Genomic DNA, 21,784 nt, shown 5'->3' on the forward strand with positions numbered 1-21,784 from the left:
CTGGCCGGCGGCGGTCTCCGCTGGCGGGGTCCCGACGGCACGGGTCTGCTGGCGCGGATCTGCTGGCGGCGGTCTGGGGGTGTGGCCGGCTGGCGACGGCTACTCCCCCGGCGCCTCCGCTCCCGCGTGTCCGGGCGGGTCGAGGACGAACTCGGCTGTGGCCCGGTGCGCGTACTGCGGGATGCCGGGGCTCAGGCGGGCCCGGCGCAGCGCGGGGTCGAGCCGCACTGTCACGAGGGTGGCCGTCCGCTCCCCGAACGGCGCATCCGGCGCCGGGACCTGCGAGACGAGGCCCGCGGCCGGGTCGGTGGCCAGCAGCGGGATGAGCGCGTCGGCATCCGCGGGCGGCCCGGCGCCCTCGTAGCGGCCGGTGACCGAGGCGAGTCGCTCCTCCGAGCGGCTCGTGCCGGAGAGCGGAATGCCGCCCTCGGCCACCTCGGGGAAGAGGAAGTGGTTCGTGTGGCCGGCCCAACCGGGCTGGCTGTGGGCGGCCGTGCCGTGGGGCGAGATCTCCACCATGACGACGGTGTCGGGATCGACCACGGTGAGCACGGACGACGAGGTGGTGCCGGCCGAGCGGATGAGCTCCACCGCCTCGGCGGCGGTCCGGGCCCGGGCGAGCAGCCCGGCGAGCACGGCGTGGACGGGCACCCCGCCGGGCGCGTCGTCGCGGTGGTTGAGGATGTTGAGGATGACGCCCACGCCCGCCGCGTTCATGCCGATCTTGCCGAGCATGCCGTATTCCGCGAACCCCGCGTGGTCGACCTCGCCGGGCAGGGCGCTCACCCGCTGGTAGTGCCAGCAGGCCGCGAACTCCGCGTGCCAGTCCCACGTCTGGGCCGCCGCCGAGGCGCCCGGCGCCTGCCAGCCCACCGTCGAGCACTCGCTGGGCTGGGGGCGGGACTTGTCCGCCAGCGTGAGGATCTCCGTGCGGGCCACGGTCGAGGCGAGGTCGGTCACCTGCATGCCCGAGCCCGTGGCAACGGCGCTGACCTCCGCGAACTGCTCCGGGTCCCAGGCCCGCAGGGCGTCGAGCGAGGCGCGGCCGGCCTCGCGCACCTGGCGCTGGGAGATGTCGTAGTGGGCGAACAGCTCGTCGTAGCCGCGGGCGGTGGCGCGGATCCGGGCGGCGGCCTGCGCGGCGCGCTGGAGGCCGCGCGAGCGCGCATCGGCGCCGTGGACGTGCAGCGTCGTGGTCTTGACCTGGGAGGCGTCGACGGGCGCGGGGCCGGCTCGGCCGGACCCGCGGCCCGCCTCCGGCGCGGCGGGCGAGCCCGGGGCCGCGGGCGAACCTGCGGACGGGCGCGAACCGGCGGCCGTTTGCGAGCCGGCCTGGCCGCCGCGCAGGCCCGCCAGGGGATCGGGCAGCGAGGTCACAGCTCCACCCCTGCGCGCGCCTCGGCCTCGGAGGCCGGGTCGTGGCTGCCCACGGGCATGCCCAGGTAGTGCATGTGGGCGGCGGTCTCCGCGAGGGCGGCGAAGAGGTTGAAGCCGTGGAGCGCCTCGAAGCCGCGCGACCAGTGCAGACCCTGGGCAAGCGAGTAGACGCTGTGGTCCTCGGTGTCCTCGGCGCGGGCGCGGATCTCCTCGAGGCGCACGCGGTGGTGCTCGTCGATCTCACGGGCGCGCTCGTTGAGCCCCGCGAAGCGGAAGCCGTGGGCGGGGAGCACGCGGGTCTCGGCGGGCAGCTCGCCCATGCGCTCGAGCGAGCGGAGGTAGTTCGCCAGGCTGTGCGTGATGAAGCCGGAGTCCAGGCCGATGTTCGGGGTGATCGTGGGCAGCACGTGGTCACCGGAGTAGAAGAGCGCTCCTTCGTCCTCGCGGAACGCGGTGTGGCCGTACGTGTGCCCCGGCGTCCACATGCTGCACACCGTGCGCCCGGACAGCGGCAGCGGCGAACCGTCGGCCAGCAGGGTGATGCCCTCGGGCAGCTGCGGGATCTGGTAGTCCACGGCGTCCTTCGTGGGGCGCTGCGCCGCATCGGACCCGGTCCCCGCGGGCGCGCGCTCGGGACCCAGGATCTCGTGCCGGCGCTCGGCGGGCACCCCGTATTCCGCGGCGATGTCGACGCCCTTCGCGGTCCCCGTGCGCAGCGACTTCTCCCGGTCGCGGAAGGCGCGCAGGCTCTTGAGGTCCTGGCCGTGGATGCCGAGCCACATGTCCGGGTTGGCGGCGAGCAGCGCCGGCACGAGGCCGATGTGGTCGCGGTGGTAGTGGGTGATCGCCACGCCGTTGACGTCGCGCAGCGAGTACCCGGCCGACTGCAGCCCGGCCGTGAGCGCGGCCAGCTGCTCCGACCCGTCCCAGCCGGGGTCGATGAGGCTCACGCCCCGGTCCTCGCCCAGGGCGTAGCAGTAGGTGTAGACGAGCGGGTTGTCCGGGATCGGCACGGGGATGGCCCAGGTGGCCTCCGCCACCTGCTCGACCTGCGGAAGCGTCCGCTCCTTCCAGGCCGTCTCCTGGTTCCGGCTCAGACCTTCGATCGGCATCGACCCCGCCCTTTCGTTCGGTGCGCGGGCGGATCTGCTCCCACCGCCGCGCCTTCGCCAGTCCACTGTATGCCCCAGCTCACACCGGTGTGTCAGCAGGCGCGGCAATCGGGGCGAGGCGATCCACTGCGCGCTATGCCCGCCCGATGAGCCGGCGCGCCGTCACCGGCGCGGGGCCGGTGCCGCGCAGTTGCTCGACGAGCTCGTCGGCGGCCGCGTGGGCCTGCTCATCGCTCACGGGTGCCAGGAGGTCGAGGATGAACAGCGCACTCGTCGTCTGCTCGTCCAGGCGGGTGCGGAGTCCCTGGCGCCAGTTCCAGCGCCGGCAGGTCACACCCACGTCATCACGCCAGACGACCTCGCCGGCGGCCGGGTGCTCGATTGCGACCTCACCGTCTGCCACGACGTCGAAGTCCTCGTCTCCGGCGGCGCGCACCAGGTGCGGGGCGCCCTGGTACTTCGCCAGATCCTCACCGCCCAGGGGGATCTGGTGGGCCACGGAGACGGCATTGTAGACGTCCGTCAGCCGGTTCACGCGCGGCAGGCCGTCCGGCGCGCGGCGGGTGAGCGCCTCGAGGCTGTTGCGGGTGCGCTGCGGCTTGGCGCCGAACGCGCGGTAGGCCTCGCGCCACGCCGCGATGTGGGGCAGCTCCTCGACGGGCGTGTCCCGGAGGGCGGCAGCCGCGCCGGCTTCGGCCGCGGCCAGCAGTGCCTCGCTGGTCGCATCGCTGGGCGCGGGGCCGATCCCCTCCACCGCGAGCAGCAGCACCCGATAGTCCGGGCGCAGCTCGAAGACCGCCTCGTCCACGCGGGCGGCGGCGAGGAAGTCCTGCAGAGTGGTGGCATCTGCGCTGGTCATGGCGGTCCTTTCGGCAGGGCGGGCAGAGCGGTGGGCGCGGGCGGAGTGTCACTGGCGCCGGGAAGGGGGAGGGGGCTGCCCCTCCCGCTCATCACCGATTCTCCCGCGGTTCGCGGCCGCCGGCATGGTCCACCGGTGAACGGTCGATCCTGTTCGGTTCAGCACAGCTGGACCGTACGAAATCGACCACCGGCTACCCCCATGACCGGGTGACGGCACCCGGCTGAACCGCTCACGGTGGGCGGCCCGGCAGCGGCCCACGCGCCACCGCGCCCGAGGTGCGGGTCGGGCGAATGCCGACCCGCACCTCGGGCGCGGTGTAGGTAGCAGCCACGGGTGCGCTACTCGTCAGGGGCTGACGGCGCAGTGCGACTCACGGGGTGATCACCCGACGACCACCTGGTCCTGGCCGCTGCCCACGCCCGCCTGGAACTTCTCCAGACCGGCCTGCGTGACTCCCGTGTGCTTCTTGCCGTCGTTGGAGTCCAGGACGGTGAAGGTCTTCGACGACGCGTCGTAGTCGGCGACCGTGATCCAGTGGGCAACGCTGTGGCTGGGCGTGTAGCCATAGCTGTACGGGGCCAGCTGGAGTTCACCGTTGACGATGGCGGTATTGCCCTTGCGCACCTGGTCGAGCGCCCCGGTGAAGTCGGTGTCGTTGTTCGCCTTCACATCCTGAGCGCCGAGCGCGCTCACCAGCTGGGATCCGACGGTCGCGCCGTTCGAGCCGATGTCGGCCCGGATCTGCTTGACGGCGCCGGCGGGTGCATCGGCGTTCCAGGCCTTGGGCGTGGCGCCCTGGGCCAGCATCGCGGAGGCGACGGCGGCCGGGCCGCAGTCGACGTCCTGCGTGCCGAGGCCGGTGCTGAACTGGTTGATCGCGACGAGCTGTCCGTTGGAGGACTTCTGCGCATCGGCGTGCTGGGTGGTCTGCTCGGCGGCCGCGGCCGGGGAGCTGTCGATCGCTACGGAGAGGGCTGCGCCTCCGCCGAAGGCGATCGCACCTGCCGTGCCGAGTGCCGCAAGGCGGCGGCGGACGGGGGTGCTGGTCTTCAGCGCGGTGGCAGTCATGTTCTCGAGTCCTTTCGCATGGCTTCTGGGTCATCGAGCTCCGGCGGCCGGAATCTCCAACCGCTGGCGGACGAGGTGCGAGGTTCCGCACCGGCATCCGCAATCCATCCCCTCACCAGCCACGATGTGTTCGCAACCGGTGACGGCGGACACACAGGAATCACCCAGGAATGCGACACGCCGGGGTGTGCGCACCCGGGAGCAGCGGCGCGGCGCGCGGTGCCGGGTGCGGTGGCGCGGCGACTGACCGAATGGACTCTGGGAGTTCCCTGCAGGTGCTCCCACCTGGGATTCCGCCCTGCGGAGCACTCCGAGATGCGGTCTCACGGAACCATTCGCAGATCGGAGGATTTCCTGGTGACCGCGGTCCGCGACCCGGTGCTCAACCCCGGAGGCGGCCCTCGAAGGTCGCAGTGCGGGTCATGTCGTCTTCGAAGCTGAAGGTCAGGCGCAGTCCGACGCGGGGGTCCTTGGGCACGAGGAAGTCCGCCGTCCACGTCCCGCGCGCCCCGGCGCGCACCCGCGGGGCCTGGTCCGCGGAGATCCGCAGGGACGAGTCGTCGAGGGAACCGGAGAACGAGTCGAGCTCGGCGCCCGAGATGAGCTCGCTGCCGGTCGAGCCGAAGTCGATCCAGCCGGCGCTCCGGTTCTCCAGCGTGACGGTTGCCCGGACGACGCGCCTAGAGCACGTGCCGGTGTCCGTGCACTCGCGAGCGGCCGCCTTGACGATGCGCAGCGTCGCCCGCACCGAGACGTCCGGGAGGACATCGGCCCAGTCCCCCACCGCCACGCTCGACTCCCGGGCGAGCCCGGTGCGGGCAGGGCCGGCGGTGAAGGCGCCCTGCGGGGTGCGCTCCGGGGGCGGCTGTCCCTGCGTCCACTGCTGGAGTCCGCAGCCGGAGACGAATAGGCCCGCGGTCGTCAGTACGGTGAACAGGACGATCCCGCGGGTCCGCCGCAGCTTCCGCGGCGGTCGGCTGCCCAACCGGCCCGGTCGTGCCGCCCTCGCCCTCATAGGCGGATCGTACGGCACGGCGGCTCATCCGGCACCGGTGGTCGAAGGGCGCCGCGGACCGGAGGGCACCCGAACGGCGCAGTGGACGGTAGGGCACCGTGGCGGTGAGTCAGGGATTCGAACCCTGGGATGGGGGTTGCCCATCAACGGTTTTCAAGACCGTCACATTCGGCCGCTCTGTCAACTCACCCGGCACGCGGCCGTGAAACGGCGGCCGCGGGCGCGCCTGCCATTGTTCCACACCGCCGGCGCAGGCGCGGGCTACTTGTCCCCCACCCGTCCCCGGGCGCGGCGCCCCGTGTCCGCGCCGTTGAGTACCCTTGTCACCGTGGCATCAGCGCCGCGCGCGCCCTCTGCGCCGCGGGCTCCGAGGCCCCGACTCACAAGGAGAGCGCATGCAGATCTGGCCGGGCACCTCGTACCCCCTGGGAGCCACGTACGACGGCACCGGAACGAACTTCGCGATCTACTCCGAGCCGGCGGAGCGCGTCGAGCTGTGCCTGTTCGACCAGTGGGGCAATGAGACCCGCGTGGAGCTCGCGGAGAAGGACGCGGACGTCTGGCACTGCTACATCCCGCAGATCGCCCCCGGTCAGCTCTACGGCTACCGCGTCCACGGCCCGTACGATCCCGCCCGCGGCCTGCGCTGCAACCCCGCCAAGCTCCTCCTCGACCCCTACGCCAAGGCCGTGTCCGGGCAGATCGAATGGGGCCAGCCCATGTTCTCCTACCCGCTGGGTGAGGACGGGGCCGGCATGAACGAGGACGACTCGGCGGACTCCATGATGCTCGCCGTCGTCATCAACCCCTTCTTCGACTGGCAGGACGACCAGCACCCGGATCACCCGTACTACCAGTCCGTCATCTACGAGGCGCACGTCAAGGGCCTCACGGAGCTCAACCCGGAGGTCCCGCCCGAGCTGCGCGGCACCTACGCGGGCGTGGCACACCCCGCGGTCATCAAGCACCTGAAGAAGATCGGCGCGAACGCGATCGAGCTCATGCCGGTCCACCAGTTCGTCCAGGACCAGCGCCTCCAGGACGAGGGCCTGCGCAACTACTGGGGCTACAACACGATCGGCTTCCTGGCCCCGCACAACGCCTACGCCTCCTCCGGCCAGAACGGCCAGCAGGTCCAGGAGTTCAAGGGCATGGTCCGCGCCCTCCACCGTGCGGGCATCGAGGTCATCCTCGACGTCGTCTACAACCACACCGCCGAGGGCAACCACCTGGGCCCCACCATCTCCTTCCGCGGCATCGACAACGCCCACTACTACCGGCTCGTCGAGGACGCCCCGGAGCACTACATGGACTACACCGGCACCGGCAACACGCTCAACGTCCGGATGCCCCACTCGCTCCAGCTGCTCATGGACTCCCTGCGCTACTGGGTGACGGAGATGCACGTGGACGGCTTCCGGTTCGACCTGGCGGCCGCCCTCGCCCGCGAGTTCTACGACGTGGACCGCCTCTCGACCTTCTTCGAGCTCATCCAGCAGGACCCCATCGTCAGCCAGGTCAAGCTCATCGCGGAGCCCTGGGACATCGGGCCCGGCGGCTACCAGGTGGGCGGCTTCCCGCCCCTGTGGTCGGAGTGGAACGGCAAGTACCGCGACGTCGTGCGCGACTTCTGGCGCGGCGAGCCCTCCACGGTGGGCGAATTCGCCTCCCGGATCTCCGGCTCCGCGGACCTCTACGCCAACTCCGGGCGCCGGCCGTTCGCCAGCGTCAACTTCGTCACCGCCCACGACGGCTTCACCCTGGCCGACCTCGTGTCCTACAACGAGAAGCACAACGAGGCCAACGGCGAGGACAACAACGACGGCGAGTCCCACAACCGCTCGTGGAACCACGGCGTCGAGGGCCCCACGGACGACGAGGAGCTCCTCACGCTGCGCGCCCGCGAGCAGCGCAACTTCATCGCCACCCTCGCGCTGTCCCAGGGCGTGCCCATGATCAGCCACGGCGATGAGCTGGGCCGTACCCAGCAGGGCAACAACAACGCCTACTGCCAGGACTCGGAGCTGTCGTGGATCGACTGGGAGCACGCGGACCAGTCGCTCCTCGAATTCACCGCCCAGGTCTTCCGGCTGCGCGCCGAGCACCCCACGTTCCGCCGCTCGCGCTTCTTCGACGGCCAGGTGGTCCGCTCGGACACGGACCAGCCCCTGCCGGACCTCGTGTGGCTCAACACGGACGGCGACGAGATGATCGTGACGGACTGGAACACCTCGTTCGCCAAGGCGATCGGCGTCTACCTCAACGGCGACGGGATCACCGGCACCACCCGCCGGGGCAACCCCATCCGCGACGATGACTTCCTCATCCTCTTCAATGCCGACCTCGCCCCCGTCAGCTTCGTCATGCCGGGTGAGGACTACGCCCCCAGCTGGCAGGTGGAAATCGACACGGCCGGCATCTGCGACCCCGGCACCCGCGTGGACGCAGGCGCGAGCATCAGCGTGAGCGGCAAGTCCATGCTCGTGCTCAAGGACCCGCGCCCCTCGCCGTCGCACCAGACCTCGCCGGCCGCTTCCGTGGCCCAGCAGCTGGGCCGCGCCACTGAGGAGCGAGACAGCGCAGACGCCGCCGGGGATGCCCCGGCCGAGGCGACGGGGGCGCAGTCGTGACCGGCGCCTCGGGCGCGGCGGACCGGTCGCGCATCGGCTGCCCGCGCGGGCACCTGCCCCCGGCCTCGACCTACCGGCTGCAGATCACCCCCGATTTCACCCTCTTCGACGCCGCGGAGCAGGTGGACTACCTCGCCGCGCTCGGGGTGGACTGGCTCTACGTCTCCCCCATCCTCGAATCCGGTTCGGAGCACGGCTACGACGTCGTCGACCCCACCCGCGTGGATGCCGCGCGCGGCGGCCGCGAGGGCCTCGAGGCGCTCTCCCGCACGGCGCGCGCCCACGGAATGGGCATCCTCGTCGACATCGTGCCCAACCACATGGGCGTCGGCGTGCCGGCGGCCAACCCCTTCTGGTGGGACGTGCTCACCTACGGCCGCGACTCCGAGCACGCGGCCATGTTCGACATCGACTTCGATGCCGCCGACGGCACGATCATCCTGCCGGAGCTCGGCGAGGCCGCGGACCTCGAGCACCTGGAGATCGTCGAGCACCGGGGCAGGCCCGCCCTGCAGATCTACGACGCGCTCTACCCGGTGGACCCCGCCACCGTGTCCGAGGGCATCGAACCGCAGGCCCTGCACGAGCGCCAGCACTACCGGCTCGTGCACTGGACGCACGAGGACTGGGAGCTCAACTACCGCCGCTTCTTCACCATCCGCAGCCTCGCCGGGGTGCGCGTGGAGGACCGGGAGGTCTTCGAGACCACCCACGCGGAGATCGAGTCCTGGTTCGCCGCCGGGCTCGTCGACGGGCTGCGCATCGACCACATCGACGGCCTGGCCGATCCCGCCGGCTACCTCGCGTGGCTGCGGGAGCTCACCGGCGCCTACGTCGTCGTGGAGAAGATCCTCGCGCTGGGCCCCGGCGAGCAGCGCGAGGCGCTGCCCGCGCACTGGGCCACCGCCGGCACCACCGGCTATGAGCTCATCGCCGCCATCGACGGCGCGCTCACCCATCACGGCGGCTTCTTCCAGATCGAGGCGCTGCGCCAGCACCTGTCCGCCGGCGGCAGCCTGGACGAGGAGACGGGGCTCGACATCGCCGGCAGCGGCAAGCGCCTCCAGCGCCACCCCACCGCCGTGAGCGGTGTTCTCGCCCAGCTGGAGAACGAGGCGAAGTCCGAGTTCTCCTCCGGGCCGCTCACCGCGGAGATGCTGCGCCTCGCACGCGACAGCGCGCGCGGCTGGGACCGGCTCGATGAGGCCGCCCACCAGGCGATCGGCACGGACCCGCTGGCCGCCGCCGAGGCGGCCGAGGGCACCGCCGGCGCGGGCCGCCCCGTCGATCCCGAGCAGCTCGCGGACGTCTTCGCGCTCATCACCGCCTCGCTGCCCGTCTACCGCGTCTACGCGCCCACCCGCGCCGATCGCGACCACTTCCTCGCCGAGTTCGATGGGCGGATCGATGCCCAGGCCCTGCCGCCGCTCAGCCGCGACGGCCAGGTCATCCGCTCGGCGCTGTCGCGCGTGCGCTCGACCGCCCAGTCGCGCATCGCCTCGAACCGACTGCTGTCCTACCTGGGCGTGCTCCTCACCACCGCGGACCATCCGGTGGCGGTGCGCTTCGCCCAGACCACCGGCGCCGTCATGGCCAAGGGCGTCGAGGACACCGCTTTCTACCGCTACTGCGCCCTCACGGCCCTCAACGAGGTGGGCGGGACTCCCGCGGACCCGCACTCCCCCGCCGCGCTGGGCGCGGAACTCGCCCGCCGTGCGGAGGAGTCCCCGGCGGGGCTGAACTCCCTGACCACGCACGACACGAAGCGCGGTGAGGACACCCGGGCGCGCATCCTCGCCATCGCCGAGGTGCCCGGCGAGTTCGCGCAGTTCCTCGCCCACGTGCGCGAGCTGTGCCCGCTCGACTTCGCGGCCGACGCCTCCGAGGTGGCCGCCGGGGAATTGGCCTTCGGCGTCAACGCGAGTCTGGCGGGCGCGCGCCCGGCCACCGTCGACACGAGCTTCGAGATGCTCGTCTGGCAGGCCGTGCTGGGCGCCTGGCCCCTGCGTGAGAACCGCATCCGCGACTACGTGCTCAAGGCGGCCCGCGAGGCGGGTGAGCAGACCACGTGGACGCAGCCCAACCTGGACTTCGAGCACTCCGTGGACGAGCTCGCCGCCGCGTGCGCGAAGGACCCCGGCGTGCGCGGGCGGATCGCCTCGTTCGATGCCCGCATCCGCTCCGGGGGCTGGTCCAATGCTCTCGTCGCCAAGGCCCTCCAGCTGCTGGCCCCCGGCGTGCCGGACGTCTACAACGGCACGGAGCTGTGGGAGCAGTCGCTCGTCGACCCGGACAACCGGCGCCCCGTGGACTACGCCAAGCGCCGCGAGATCCTCGCCGGCCTGCCCGCCTGGCAGGCCGCGGACGCCGCCGCGCGCAGCGCGCGGGACTATCCGAGCCTGGGGTTCTGGGCCGACGATGCGGCGTGGGAGACGGGGGCAGTCAAGCTGGCCCTCACCCGCGCCCTGCTCCACCTGCGCCGGGAGCGCCGCGACGTCTTCGCAGCGCCCGCGGCCGCGCCCCTCGAGGCCAGCGGCTTCGGCGCCAAGCACGTGCTCGCGTTCGCCTTCGGCTCCGAGGGCCAGCTCGCGCTCGTGGGAACCCGCATGCCCATCACGCTGGCCGACCTAGGCGGCTGGGGCGACACCCAGGTGGCCCTGCCGCCCGGCCAGCGCTGGCGCGACGTCATCACGGGCGCAGAGTTCGACGGCGGCGACCACGCCGCCGCGGACCTGCTCCGACTGCTGCCCGTCGCCGTGCTGGAGCGCATCCGGTGACGCGCGCAGCCGGCACCGCCGCGCTCGCCGCCGCCCGTGCGCTGCCCGGCCGGCCCGCCTGCCCGACCGCCTGACCGCACTGCCACCCCAACCACAGGGAGCCCCCATGACGGATACGGACCTCGCCCACGACTGGTCGTCCAGCGCCTCGGCGGCTGGGCGGCAGGTGCCCGGCAGCTTCCGGGTGTGGGCTCCGAGCGCGCAGCGCGTCCGCCTCGCCTGGCGCACCGCCCCTTCCCGAGCCGAGGGCTACCGGGCCGCGCCGTTCGAGTTCTCCGAGCTGGCGGCGGCGGGCTTCGAGGTGCTCGAGCTCGCGCAGGCCCCGGACTCGCATGGGTGGTGGTCGCTCACCGCGGTGCCGCAGGAACTCGCGCGCGCCGCGGCCGGGGGCGCCCCCGCGTGCGGGACGGACGCGGGCCCCAAGGATGCGCCGGGGCGTCTGGAATACGGCTTCCTCATCGACGACAGCCCGGCCCTGCTCCCGGATCCGAGGGGCCGGCGAGCGCCGTATGGCCCCCACGGCCCCTCGGCCCTCGAACACGGCGCGGACTGCGGGGACAGCACGGCCGACCGCGACGCGCAGCCTGCGGACACCACGGGGACCACGGGCACCACGGGCACCAGGGTCGCCGAAGTCTCGGCGGTCGTAGCCCCCGCAGCGCCCGTGCCGCCGCGCCCCGCCGCGCTGGCCGACGGCGCGCCCATCTACGAGCTCCACATCGGCACGTTCACCCCGGCCGGCACGCTCGACGCCGCAGTCGAACGGTTGGACTACCTGGCCCACCTGGGGATCGGGTGGGTCGAACTGCTGCCGGTCAACGCCTTCGCGGGCCTGCACAACTGGGGCTACGACGGAGTGCAGTGGTTCGCCGTGGCCGAGCCCTACGGCGGTCCCACCGCCTACCGCCGGTTCGTTGAGGGGGCCCACGCACGCGGGCTCGCCGTCGTCCAGGACGTCGTGTTCAACCACCTGGGCCCCTCGGGCAACTACCTGAGCGCGTTCGGGCCCTACCTGCACGCGGCGGCGAGCAACCCCTGGGGCGAGTCGATCAACCTGGACGGGCCCGGTTCGGATGAGGTGCGCGCCTACATTCTCGACGTGCTCACGATGTTCGCCCAGGACTACGGCGTCGACGGCTTCCGTCTCGACGCCGTGCACGCGCTCGTCGACGCGCGCGCCGTCCCGATCCTCGAGGACATGGCGATCCTCTGCGCCGAGCTCTCCGACCGGCTGGGGCGGCCCATCACGCTCATCGCGGAGTCCGATCGCAACGACCCCGCCACGATCGCGAAGCGCCGCGAACTGGGCGCCGGGGCAGGCGGGCTCGGCCTGGACGGGCAGTGGAGCGATGACTTCCACCACGCCGTCCACGTGGCCCTGACCGGTGAGGACGTGGGCTACTACGGCGACTTCGCGGCCCCGGGCGCCCTGCCGAAGGTGCTGCAGTCCGGGTTCTTCCACGACGGCACGTACTCGACGTTCCGCGGCCGGGAGCACGGCCGGCCCCTCGACCTCGCCGCCGCCCGGCCGGAGCAGCTCGTCGTGAGCATCCAGAACCACGATCAGGTGGGCAACCGCGCGGCGGGCGACCGCCTGCCGCAGCAGACGGGCGCCGTAGGTCATGGAGCCGAACCCGCCGGTGCGACCGGGCAGGAGGCCGCCGCGCTGGGCAACCTGGGCGTGGGGGCGACGTTCCTGCTCCTGGGCCCCAATTCGCCCATGCTGTTCATGGGCGAGGAGTGGGCCGCGTCCACCCCGTGGCAGTTCTTCACGGACCACCGCGAGGAGTGGCTGGGCGAGGCCGTCTCGCAGGGGCGCAGGGGCGAGTTCGCGGCGATGGGCTGGGACGCCTCGGCGGTGCCCGACCCACAGGATCCGCAGACCTTCGAGCGCTCGAAGCTCGACTGGTCCGAGCGCGCTGCCGAGCCCCATGCCTCGATGCTGCGCCTCTACCGGCGGCTCATCGGGCTGCGCATGTCGCGCGCCGAATACCGCGGCACCCGGTTCTCCGACGTCGAGGTCTTCCGCGGCCTCCCCGCGCAGGAGCCGGCCTCCGCCCCAGCGGCACCGGTCTCCCAGGCTGCGGGCTCGGAGGCTCCGGCCCCCCAGGCTGGGGGCACGGGCGCCCCTGCAGCGCCGGCCGGCGAAGCGGCCGGCCTCCCGCTGCCCGAGGACTCCGCGGCCACGGCGCGCGCGGGCGAGGCCGACGCCGGCGGTGCACTCGCGGATGCGGTTCCGACCTCCTCCGAGCCGAACCTCGACGGGAACCGGCACGGCGCCGCTCCCGCGGCGACCCAGGGGGGCGGTGCCGCGCCTCCGGCCGCGGGGATCGGCTGGCGCATCGGCGCCGAGCTCGTGGTGCTGGCCAACCCGGCCACCCCGGGAACCAGTGCGGCGCCGGCGGTCTTCGACCTGCCACGACCCGTGGCGCATGTCCTTCTCGACACCGCCGCCGTCCTCGCCGGCGAACCAGCCGTCCGCACCGGAAGGGCGGCAGACGAGGCGCGCGCCCCGGCGGCCGAGGGCACCGCCCGCGTGGTCGTCGAACCGGGCCGGGCACTCGCCGTCCAGCTCGCCGCGAACTAGGGGCGGGCGCTGCGCGGGCCCCCGTCCCAGCGCGACGATCCCGTCGAGGCCGCGGCATCCGGCGCAGCGGCCGCAACGGCCCTCTGCGCTGAGGCCTCACCCGGCTGGGCTGGGGATTCGACCTGCGGGGCTTCGGCTTCCGGTGCAGTGGGCTGGGTCTGCGGGGCAGTGGCCTGGGTCTGCGGGGCCGGGGCCACTGCCACCGGGGCTGCTGCCCCCGGGGTCACTGCCCCCGGGACGGCTGCCGTGACATCGGCCGGTGCCTCGTCGGCCCCGGCAGCGCCCTCGGTGTCGTCCGGCGTGAAGTACAGGGCCGCGAACGGCGGGAGCACGATCGACGCCGACGCCTCGAACCCGCCGAACGCCGCGTCCTCGCCGCTGATCCAGCCCATGTTGCCGCCGCCCGAGCCGCCGTAGGCCGCCGCGTCGGTGTTCACGCGCTCGCGCCACACCCCCGCGAACGGCAGGGGGATCCGGTAGTCGGCATAGTTCGAACCGGAGAAGTTGATGACGCACGCGACCGGCCGGCCGTCGGCGGACCAGCGCACGAACGAGATGACGGACCCCTGCGCATCCGCGCCGTTGAGCCACTGGAATCCGGCGTCAGCGGCGTCCTGCTCCCACAGCGCGGGCTCGCCGCGGTAGAACTCGTTGAGATCGGCGACGAGCTCCCTGAGGCCGGCGTGGCCCGGGTCATCGGCGAGCCACCAGTCGAGGCCGTGCGCCTCGTTCCACTCCGCCTCCTGGCCGAACTCCGAGCCCATGAAGATGAGCTGCTTGCCCGGGTGCGCCCACTGGTAGGCGAAGAAGCCGCGCAGGCCCGCCAGCTGCTGGCGGCGGTCACCGGGAAACTTGCGCAGCAGTGAGCCCTTCCCGTGGACCACCTCGTCGTGGCTGATGGGCAGCACGTAGTGCTCGGAGAACGCGTAGACGATGGAGAACGTGATCTCGTTGTGGTGCCAGCTGCGGTAGAGCGGGTCCTCCGCGATGTAGTTGAGCGAATCGTGCATCCACCCCATGTTCCACTTGAGGTCGAAGCCGAGCCCGCCCTGCGACGTCGGGGCCGTGACGCCCGGGAACGCCGTCGACTCCTCCGCGATGATCGCGGCGCCCGGGTGCAACTTGCCCACGGTCGCGGTGACCTCCTGGAGGAACGAGATCGCGCGCAGGTTCTCCCGCCCGCCGTGCTCATTGGGCAGCCACTGGCCGTCCTCGCGGGAGTAGTCGAGGTAGAGCATCGAGGCGACCGCATCCACGCGCAGCGCGTCGATGTGGAACTCCTCGATCCAGTACAGCGCGTTGGCGACGAGGAAGTTGCGCACCTCGGGCCGCCCGTAGTCGAAGATGAGCGTGCCCCAGTCCGGGTGCTCGCCCAGCCGCGGGTCGGGATGCTCGTAGAGCGCCTCGCCGTCGAAGCCTGCCAGGGCGAACGCGTCCTTGGGGAAGTGGGCGGGCACCCAGTCGACGATGACGCCGATCCCCGCCGTGTGCAGCCGGTCGACGAGGTGGCGGAACTCGTCCGGGCTGCCGAACCGCGAGGTGGGCGCGTAGTACGACGTCACCTGGTAGCCCCACGAGCCGCCGAACGGGTGCTCGGCGACCGGCATGAACTCGACGTGGGTGAAGCCGAGCGCGCTGACGTAGGCGACGAGCTCCTCGGCGAGCTCACGGTAGCCCAGGCCCTGCCGCCACGAGCCCAGGTGCACCTCGTACGTGCTCATGGGCGCCTCCGCCGGCACGCCGCGGTCGCGGGCGAGGACCCAGTCGACATCGTCGAAGCGGTACGTCGAGTGGGCCACGATCGAGGCGGTGCGCGGGGGCACCTCGGTCTGGCGGGCCATGGGATCGGCCTTGTCGATCCACTGCCCGGCGCGGGTGAGGATGCGGAACTTGTACACGGCGCCCTCGGCCACACCCGGCACGAACAGCTCCCACACGCCGCTCGAGCCCAGCGAGCGCATGGCGTGCCCGCGCCCGTCCCAGCCGTTGAAGTCGCCCACGACCTGCACGGCCTGTGCGTTCGGCGCCCACACGGTGAAGCCGGTGCCGCGGATGTCGCCGTCTGCCGATTCGTAGGTGCGCACCCGCGCGCCCAGCACCTGCCACAGCCGCTCGTGGCGGCCCTCGCCGATGAGGTGGAGATCCACCTCGCCCACCGACGGCAGGAAGCGGTACGGGTCATCGGCGCGCACGACGTCCTCGCCCCAGCGCGCCTCGATGCGGTAGTCCGGGACCTTCTCGCCCGGCAGCTGCGCCTCCCACAGCCCGCCGTCGAGGTGCTGGGCCGGGTAGCGCTGCCCGTCCGCGATGACGTCGACGGCATCGGCCATGTGCCGCACGGCGCGCACGGCGATGCCGCGCCCGGCGGGCACCCCCGGCGTCTGCGAGTCCCGCGCGACGACGTGCGCGCCCAGCACGCCGTGCGGGGCGTGGTGGGCACCCGCGGCGACCGACTGCGCGGTCCGGGCATCGATGCTGCTCATGGGCGTCTCCTTTGCGTCCGCGGGCCGCCGACCGCCAGATCGAGTCGTCCGCTGCGGGTCGGCGTGCGGGCTAGTGCGGGCGCGCGGACTTCGGGGCGAAGGGCGCATCGCCCTCATCGTCAGCGTCGTCGTCTGCCTCGTCGTCTGCGTCATCGTCGGCGGCGTCATCGTCAACCGCGTCGTCAACGGCGGTGCCCTCACCGTGGCCAGTGCCGTGAGCGGCAGCGTCGCCGGCGTCGGCGGGCCCCCGCTTCGCACCCTCCGCGTCGCCTGCCGCCTCCTCGTCGCCCGCCGCATCCGCGGCGTCCGCTGCCTCATGGGAACCGGGCTCGGGCGCATGCACGTATTCGGGGGCGCTCTCGGCATCGGGGCCGGCCTGCGCACCCTCGGCCTGCACACTGTCGGCCCGCGCACCCTCGGGCGCATCGACGCCGAGCTCGGCGGCGAGCGCCTCGGCACCCGCCGCGGCCTCGGCCGACTCGGCGAATTCCTCGGCGCTGACCGTCGCCCCGCGCGCCCGCCATGCGGCGCCGTCGGCGCCCGGACCGCCCTGGCCCGCCGGCGCCTCGGCGGCCGGATCCGGGCGGTCGGCCGCAGCGCCGCGCGCGCTGCCGCCGGGCTGGCGGCCGGCCAGGAGCAGGGTGAGGGAGGCCAGCGGCACGATCAGCCAGGCGGGGCGGTTGCGCAGCTCGGCGACGACCTCGACGAGCAGGCGGTCGACCAGCACCGCGCGCAGGACGGGATCGTGCAGTCCCACGGAGGCGTCCACGGCGTGCGAGTACCCGGTGAGCAGTGCATTCTGCGCCTGTGCGGACCACAGGTACTCCGGGGAGTCGACGACCTCGCGAAGGTCGGCGTCCGATTCGCCCAGCCCGGTCACGCCCAGCGTGGCCGGGCGCGCATCGACGTCGAGTGCCCCGGTGCGCCGCAGCCGCGCGTACCCTGCCGCGTAGTCGAGGCTGCGCAGCAGCGCCACGAGGTCGAGGGCCGCGGGCTTGGGATCGGCGTGCGTGTCGTCGACACCGGCGGAGTCCGCGAAGCTCACGGCCGTGAAGCCGGAGGTGGGCCCGGAGACGACGTGGTTGAGGGTGAGGTCGCCGTGGATGCGCTGGAGCGCGCCCACCGTGTCGAGCTCGGCCAGGGACGCGCGGTGGCGGCGCAGCGGCTCCTCGAGGCCGGAGAGCGCCAGCGGTGCGCGGGCGAGCGCCCAGTCCACGCGCTCCGTCCACTTGCGCACCCAGTTCTTCGTCTGCCGCGCATCGCCTGGCACCTGCCCGAATTCGCGGGCGAGGTCGTGGTGCAGCTCACCCACGCGGGCGCCCAGGGCGGCCGCGCGCTTGTTGAAGCTGCCGATCGAGCCGGAGTCCACGCTCACCGCCGTGTCGACGGCCTCGCGCCAGGCCGGCTGGGCGGAGGCCTCGCTGCGGGTGAGCATCGCCAGCGGCGCGGTGAGGGTCGTGAGGTCGCGGGCGTCGAACCAGCGGCCCGCGGCCCAGCCCATGACGGGCGGCACGGTGTGCGAACCGGCCGAGGCCAGCACGACGGGGATCCGCACCCCGGCGCTCATGCCCGGGGTGAGCACCCGGAAGAGCGTGAGCGAGCTGGGGGTGGCGACGTCGTCGATGGAGACGGTCGTCTCCCCGCGCCGGTGGTCGGTGACGGCGATCTCCGTCGTGGCGGCCCGCTCGAGCAGCGCGGCGGGCGAGTCGAGCTCGAGGAAGTCATCGTTGCCGCGGCTGACCTGCAGCGCCTGGACCTGTCCGCCCTGGAAGCGGCGGCCGGTCGCCAGGGCGGCGGCGAGGGTGAGCACGAAGACGGGATCGGCCGCGGCGTCGTAGACCCAGCAGCGGCCCAGCGTCATGTCCTCCACCGTCCCGATGAGGTGGGAGCGCAGCGCGAAGTCCTCCGCGGTGCGGAAGACGAGCGGCACATTGAGCCGGCGCATCGAGGGCCCGTCGCCGACGGCCAGGATCGCGGCGATGCCCTGCACGACCGAGCCGTCCGGGCCGTCGAACTCGAACAGGCGCGTCTCCGACATGGGCGTGACGTCCGGGTCGGAGCCCAGGTCCACGTCCTGCCGCGGGAACCAGGCCTGCCGCGGCAGCCACCCGGAGAGCTGGCGCTCGAGCTCGCTGCTGATTGCCACGTGAGTCCCCTCTTACAACGTCGTCGTGTGCCCACCTTAGCGAATCCGCGCCCCTGGCCAGCGCAGGCGGCGGCCAGCGCGGGCGGCGGCCGGTGCGGGCGGCGGGCGGGATTCGGGCCGGACCCCGGGCCCTGGGTCGGCCTCGGGCGCGGGGCCTACCGGTCCCAGTCGACGGTGAGGATGTGCGCGGGCTCGGCGCGCGGGTCGAGGCGCACGTAGTTGTGCGCACCCCACTCCCACGTCTGGTCCGTGACCTCGTCGTGGACCGTGAAGGCCTGCGGCAGGTCCTCCCCTTCGTCGCCCATCGCCGAGGCGCCCTGCGACGGGCCCTCCCAGCGCGCCTCGGGCGGGGCCTGGGTGTAGGGGTCGAAGGGCCTCAGCGCGTCGATGTCGAGGTGGACGGTGGTCTCGCGCGTGGCGTGCGGGTCGAGGTTGATGACGACGATGACGACGTCTGCGCCCTTGCGCTTGGAGAAGACGAGGATCGAGTCGTCGTCGGAGGAATGGAGCACGATGTTGCGCAGCTCGCCCAGCGCGGGGTGCTCGCGGCGCAGCCGGTTGAGCATCGTGACGTACGGGGCCAGCGAGCGGCCCTCGGCGAGCGCGCCCGCGAAGTCGCGGTCCTTGTACTCGTACTTCTCGTTGTCGATGTACTCCTCCGCCCCCGGGCGCGCCACGTGCTCGTAGAGCTCGAAGCCCGCGTACATTCCCCACAGGGGCGAGGCGGTGGCGGCGAGCGCGGCGCGGATCCGGAAGGCGGGCGGGCCGCCGAACTGCAGGTACTCGGTGAGGATGTCCGGGGTGTTGACGAAGAAGTTGGGGCGCAGGAAGGCCCCGGTCTCGTCGCGCAGCTGGGCCAGGTACTCCTCCACCTCCTCCTTCGTGTTGCGCCAGGTGAAGTACGAGTACGACTGCTGGAAGCCGGCCTTGGCCAGGCCGGCCATCATCGCGGGGCGGGTGAAGGCCTCGGCGAGGAACACGATCTCCGGGTGCTCGGCGTTGACCGTGCGGATGAGCCACTCCCAGAACCGCAGCGGCTTGGTGTGCGGGTTGTCCACGCGGAAGATCGTGACGCCGTAGGAGATCCACAGCCGGACGATGCGCAGGACCTCCGCGCACAGCGCCTCGTAGGCGCGGTCGAAGTTGATGGGGTAGATGTCCTGGTACTTCTTGGGCGGGTTCTCCGCATACGCGATGGTGCCGTCGAGCTGCTGGGTGAAGTACTCGGGGTGCTCGGTGGCCCAGGGATGGTCGGGGGCGGCCTGGAGGGCGAGGTCGAGGGCGACCTCGAGGCCCGCCTCGCGGGCGCGGGCCACGAAGGCGTCGAAGTCCGCGAAGGTGCCGAGGTCCGGGTGGATGGCGTCGTGGCCGCCGGCGCGCGAGCCCACCGCCCACGGCGAGCCGGGATCCGCGGGCCCGGGGGTCAGCGTGTTGTTCGGGCCCTTGCGATTGACCTCGCCGATCGGGTGGACGGGCGGCAGGTAGATGACGTCGAAGCCCATGTCGGCCACGCGCTCGAGGCTGGCGGCGGCGGTGGCGAAGGTGCCCGAGGTCCAGGCGCCGGTCTCCGGGTCCCTGCGGGCGCCCTCGGACCGGGGGAAGAACTCGTACCAGGCGGCGCGGCCGGCGCCGTCGCGGCTGACGAGCAGTGGCAGGGGGCGGGAGCGGGAGACGAGCCCGCGGATGGGCCGGCGGCTCATGAGCGCGAGCAGTTCCGGGCTCAGTGCCCGTTCGAGCCGCTCGAGGGGCGCGCCGTCGCTCGACTCGAGGGCGAGGATCGCGGCCTTGAGCGCGTCCTTGTCGCGGGCGATCCGGCCGGGCGCGCGGCGGTAGTGGTCGAGCATGTCGACGCCCTCGGCCAGCATGAGCTCGACGTCGGTGTCCGCCGCGATCTTGACCTCGGCGCGGTGGCGCCACGTGGCGAACTCGTCGACCCAGCCCTCGATGACGATCGTGTGGGGCCCCTGGGCACGCGGGATGACGAAGCCGGAGAAACGGTCGACGTTCTCCGGGCGGTTGAACAGGAGCGAGCGGTGCACCTCGGCTCCGGCGCCGTCGTAGAGGACCGCGTTGGCCGCGACGATGTCGTGGCCCTCCTTGAAGACGGTGGCGGCGACGGGCACGAGCTCGCCCGCGATCGCCTTGGCGGGGAACGCGCCGCCCTCGACGAGCGGCTCCGGGTCCACGATGGGGATGCGGCCGAAGTGCGTGGCGGCGGGTGCGGCGGCGGGCGCGGAGTCGGCCATCGGGGTGCTCATGGCACAACCCTAGCGGGAGCGGCGCGCAGGCGGCAGGCGCCGGTGCGGGCGGGCGGGGTTCCACGATGCGGTCGTTTGCGGTCCGTTTTTCAGCGGGAGCGGCGGGCGGAGCACAATGGAGCCGTGCTCATCGATGGAACCAGTGCCCCTCAGCAGACCACCGCCGCCGACGTCCAGGCCGCCGCGGCCCGCATCAGCGACTCCATCCTCACCTCCCCGCTGCACATCTCCGAGCGGCTCTCCCAGGCGACCGGCGCGACCGTCTACCTCAAGCGCGAGGACCTCCAGGCGGTGCGCTCGTACAAGATCCGCGGGGCGTTCAACTGCATGCTCCAGCTCAGCGAGGCCGAGCGGGCCCACGGTGTCGTCTGCGCCTCGGCCGGCAACCACGCCCAGGGCTTCGCCCGCGCCTGCAACGAGCTCGGCATCGCGGGGCGGATCATCGTGCCCAAGACCACGCCGCGGCAGAAGATCGACCGGATCCGCCACTTCGGCGGCGAGCGCGTCACGGTCGTCATCGACGGCTCGACGTACGATGACTCCTCGGACCTGGCCAAGCGCTATGCGGAGCAGACGGGCGCCCTCCTCGTCTCCGCCTTCGATGACTTCCGCACGATCGCGGGCCAGGGCACGATCGGCGCGGAGATCGCCCAGCAGCTGCCCGAGGCGCCCGACTGCATCGTGGTCCCCGTGGGCGGCGGCGGCGTCCTGGCGGGCATCGCGGCCTATGCCGCTGAGCACATGCCGGGCACCCGCGTCATCGGCGCGGAGCCGGAGGGCGCCGCGAGCATGATCGCGGCGCTGACCGCGGGCCATCCCGTCACCCTCGAGACGGTCGACTCGTTCGCCGACGGCGCCGCCGTGCGCCGCGCCGGCGAGGCGACGCACGCGATCATCTCCGAACTCGGCCTCGAGGTGGATCCCGTCCCCGAGGGCCGGGTGGCCTCGGAGATGCTCAGCCTCTACCAGGTGGACGGCATCATCGCCGAGCCCGCGGGGGCACTGGCCAGCGCCGCGGTGGGCGCACCGGGCACCGGCGCCCCCGTCCCCGTGGAGCCCGGCTCCACCGTCGTGTGCCTGGTCAGCGGCGGCAACAACGACATCTCCCGCTACTCCGAGGTGCTGGAGCGCTCGCTCGTCTGGGAGGGCCTCCGGCACTACTTCATCGTCGACTTCCCCCAGGAGCCGGGCGCGCTGCGCCGCTTCCTCGACGAGGTGCTGGGCGCCGATGACGACATCTCCATGTTCGAGTACGTCAAGCGCTCGAACCGCGAGACCGGGCCCGCGTTCGTGGGGGTCACGCTGGGCCACGCGGGCGATCTGGCCGCCCTCCTCGAGCGCATGGACGCCTCGCCGCTGCAGATCGAGAAGGTCGCGCAGGACTCGCCGCTCTTCCGCATGTTCGTCTGAGGCGGACCGGCCCAGGGCGCGCGACCCCGGGACACCGCGACGGCCCCAGCGGAATCCGC

General features: G+C 72.9%; 11 protein-coding genes, 1 tRNA gene and 1 pseudogene. 4 read left to right on the forward strand and 9 right to left on the reverse strand.

Annotation, left to right across the window (positions count from 1 at the left end):
* Positions 1-99: 99 nt before the first annotated feature.
* From BRM1_RS08130 to BRM1_RS08155, 6 genes are all read right to left on the reverse strand, one after another.
* Positions 100-1,377 carry a C45 family autoproteolytic acyltransferase/hydolase gene (locus BRM1_RS08130; RefSeq protein ID WP_268525077.1) on the reverse strand — a complete coding sequence of 426 codons (1,278 nt, stop codon included), beginning with the start codon at positions 1,375-1,377 and terminating at the stop codon, positions 100-102.
* Positions 1,374-2,489, reverse strand: coding sequence for an MBL fold metallo-hydrolase (locus BRM1_RS08135; RefSeq protein ID WP_268525079.1), 1,116 nt, complete (start codon positions 2,487-2,489; stop codon positions 1,374-1,376). Before BRM1_RS08135 ends, BRM1_RS08130 begins: the two co-directional genes overlap by 4 nt.
* Before the next feature lie 133 nt (positions 2,490-2,622).
* On the reverse strand, positions 2,623-3,348 hold the full coding sequence (locus BRM1_RS08140) for a B3/B4 domain-containing protein (RefSeq protein WP_160953704.1): 726 nt from the start codon (positions 3,346-3,348) through the stop codon (positions 2,623-2,625).
* 384 nt (positions 3,349-3,732) lie between these two features.
* Positions 3,733-4,419, reverse strand: a complete 687-nt coding sequence (locus BRM1_RS08145) for a C39 family peptidase (RefSeq protein ID WP_268525082.1) — start codon at positions 4,417-4,419, stop codon at positions 3,733-3,735.
* A gap of 382 nt (positions 4,420-4,801) precedes the next feature.
* Positions 4,802-5,434 carry a hypothetical protein gene (locus BRM1_RS08150; RefSeq protein ID WP_268525085.1) on the reverse strand — a complete coding sequence of 211 codons (633 nt, stop codon included), beginning with the start codon at positions 5,432-5,434 and terminating at the stop codon, positions 4,802-4,804.
* Positions 5,435-5,533: 99 nt separating this feature from the next.
* Positions 5,534-5,624 (reverse strand) — tRNA-Ser (locus BRM1_RS08155).
* Between the two features lie 205 nt (positions 5,625-5,829).
* Between BRM1_RS08155 and glgX the strand changes: the two genes are divergently transcribed.
* The 3 genes from glgX to treZ all read left to right on the forward strand — a co-directional run bounded on the left by glgX (position 5,830) and on the right by treZ (position 13,428).
* Entirely contained in the window at positions 5,830-8,064 is a 2,235-nt protein-coding gene (glgX, locus tag BRM1_RS08160; protein WP_268525087.1) for a glycogen debranching protein GlgX, read from the forward strand.
* Positions 8,061-10,841, forward strand: a complete 2,781-nt coding sequence (locus BRM1_RS08165; RefSeq protein ID WP_268525090.1) for an alpha-amylase family glycosyl hydrolase — start codon at positions 8,061-8,063, stop codon at positions 10,839-10,841. Before glgX ends, BRM1_RS08165 begins: the two co-directional genes overlap by 4 nt.
* Before the next feature lie 106 nt (positions 10,842-10,947).
* Complete coding sequence (treZ, locus tag BRM1_RS08170) at positions 10,948-13,428, forward strand: malto-oligosyltrehalose trehalohydrolase (RefSeq protein ID WP_268525092.1); 2,481 nt, start codon at positions 10,948-10,950, stop codon at positions 13,426-13,428.
* On the opposite strand, the pseudogene glgB reads toward treZ, so the two are convergent.
* The 3 genes and pseudogenes from glgB to BRM1_RS08185 all read right to left on the reverse strand — a co-directional run.
* Positions 13,425-15,902, reverse strand: a pseudogene (glgB, locus tag BRM1_RS08175) (1,4-alpha-glucan branching protein GlgB); the annotation flags it as partial. The gene treZ and the pseudogene glgB overlap by 4 nt on opposite strands.
* Positions 15,903-15,981: 79 nt before the next feature.
* Complete coding sequence (locus BRM1_RS08180) at positions 15,982-18,057, reverse strand: maltokinase N-terminal cap-like domain-containing protein (protein WP_268525096.1); 2,076 nt, start codon at positions 18,055-18,057, stop codon at positions 15,982-15,984.
* Positions 18,058-18,212: 155 nt separating this feature from the next.
* Positions 18,213-20,315: an alpha-1,4-glucan--maltose-1-phosphate maltosyltransferase gene (locus BRM1_RS08185; RefSeq protein ID WP_268525098.1), complete on the reverse strand. Its 2,103-nt coding sequence runs from the start codon at positions 20,313-20,315 to the stop codon at positions 18,213-18,215.
* 123 nt (positions 20,316-20,438) lie between these two features.
* Between BRM1_RS08185 and ilvA the strand changes: the two genes are divergently transcribed.
* Entirely contained in the window at positions 20,439-21,725 is a 1,287-nt protein-coding gene (gene ilvA / locus BRM1_RS08190; RefSeq protein ID WP_442864213.1) for a threonine ammonia-lyase IlvA, read from the forward strand.
* The last annotated feature ends 59 nt before the right edge of the window (positions 21,726-21,784 follow it).

The sequence above is a fragment of the Brevibacterium sp. BRM-1 genome (genome assembly GCF_026802075.1).
Taxonomy (GTDB): domain Bacteria; phylum Actinomycetota; class Actinomycetes; order Actinomycetales; family Brevibacteriaceae; genus Brevibacterium; species Brevibacterium rongguiense.

What these genes read in the sequence shown, in the direction of transcription:
- BRM1_RS08145 (WP_268525082.1), bottom strand. Translation starts at nt 4,419, where the DNA reads ATGACTGCCACCGCGCTGAAGACCAGCACCCCCGTCCGCCGCCGCCTT.
- BRM1_RS08135 (WP_268525079.1), bottom strand. Translation starts at nt 2,489, where the DNA reads ATGCCGATCGAAGGTCTGAGCCGGAACCAGGAGACGGCCTGGAAGGAG.
- glgX (WP_268525087.1), top strand. Translation starts at nt 5,830, where the DNA reads ATGCAGATCTGGCCGGGCACCTCGTACCCCCTGGGAGCCACGTACGAC.
- treZ (WP_268525092.1), top strand. Translation starts at nt 10,948, where the DNA reads ATGACGGATACGGACCTCGCCCACGACTGGTCGTCCAGCGCCTCGGCG.
- BRM1_RS08140 (WP_160953704.1), bottom strand. Translation starts at nt 3,348, where the DNA reads ATGACCAGCGCAGATGCCACCACTCTGCAGGACTTCCTCGCCGCCGCC.
- BRM1_RS08185 (WP_268525098.1), bottom strand. Translation starts at nt 20,315, where the DNA reads ATGAGCACCCCGATGGCCGACTCCGCGCCCGCCGCCGCACCCGCCGCC.
- BRM1_RS08150 (WP_268525085.1), bottom strand. Translation starts at nt 5,434, where the DNA reads ATGAGGGCGAGGGCGGCACGACCGGGCCGGTTGGGCAGCCGACCGCCG.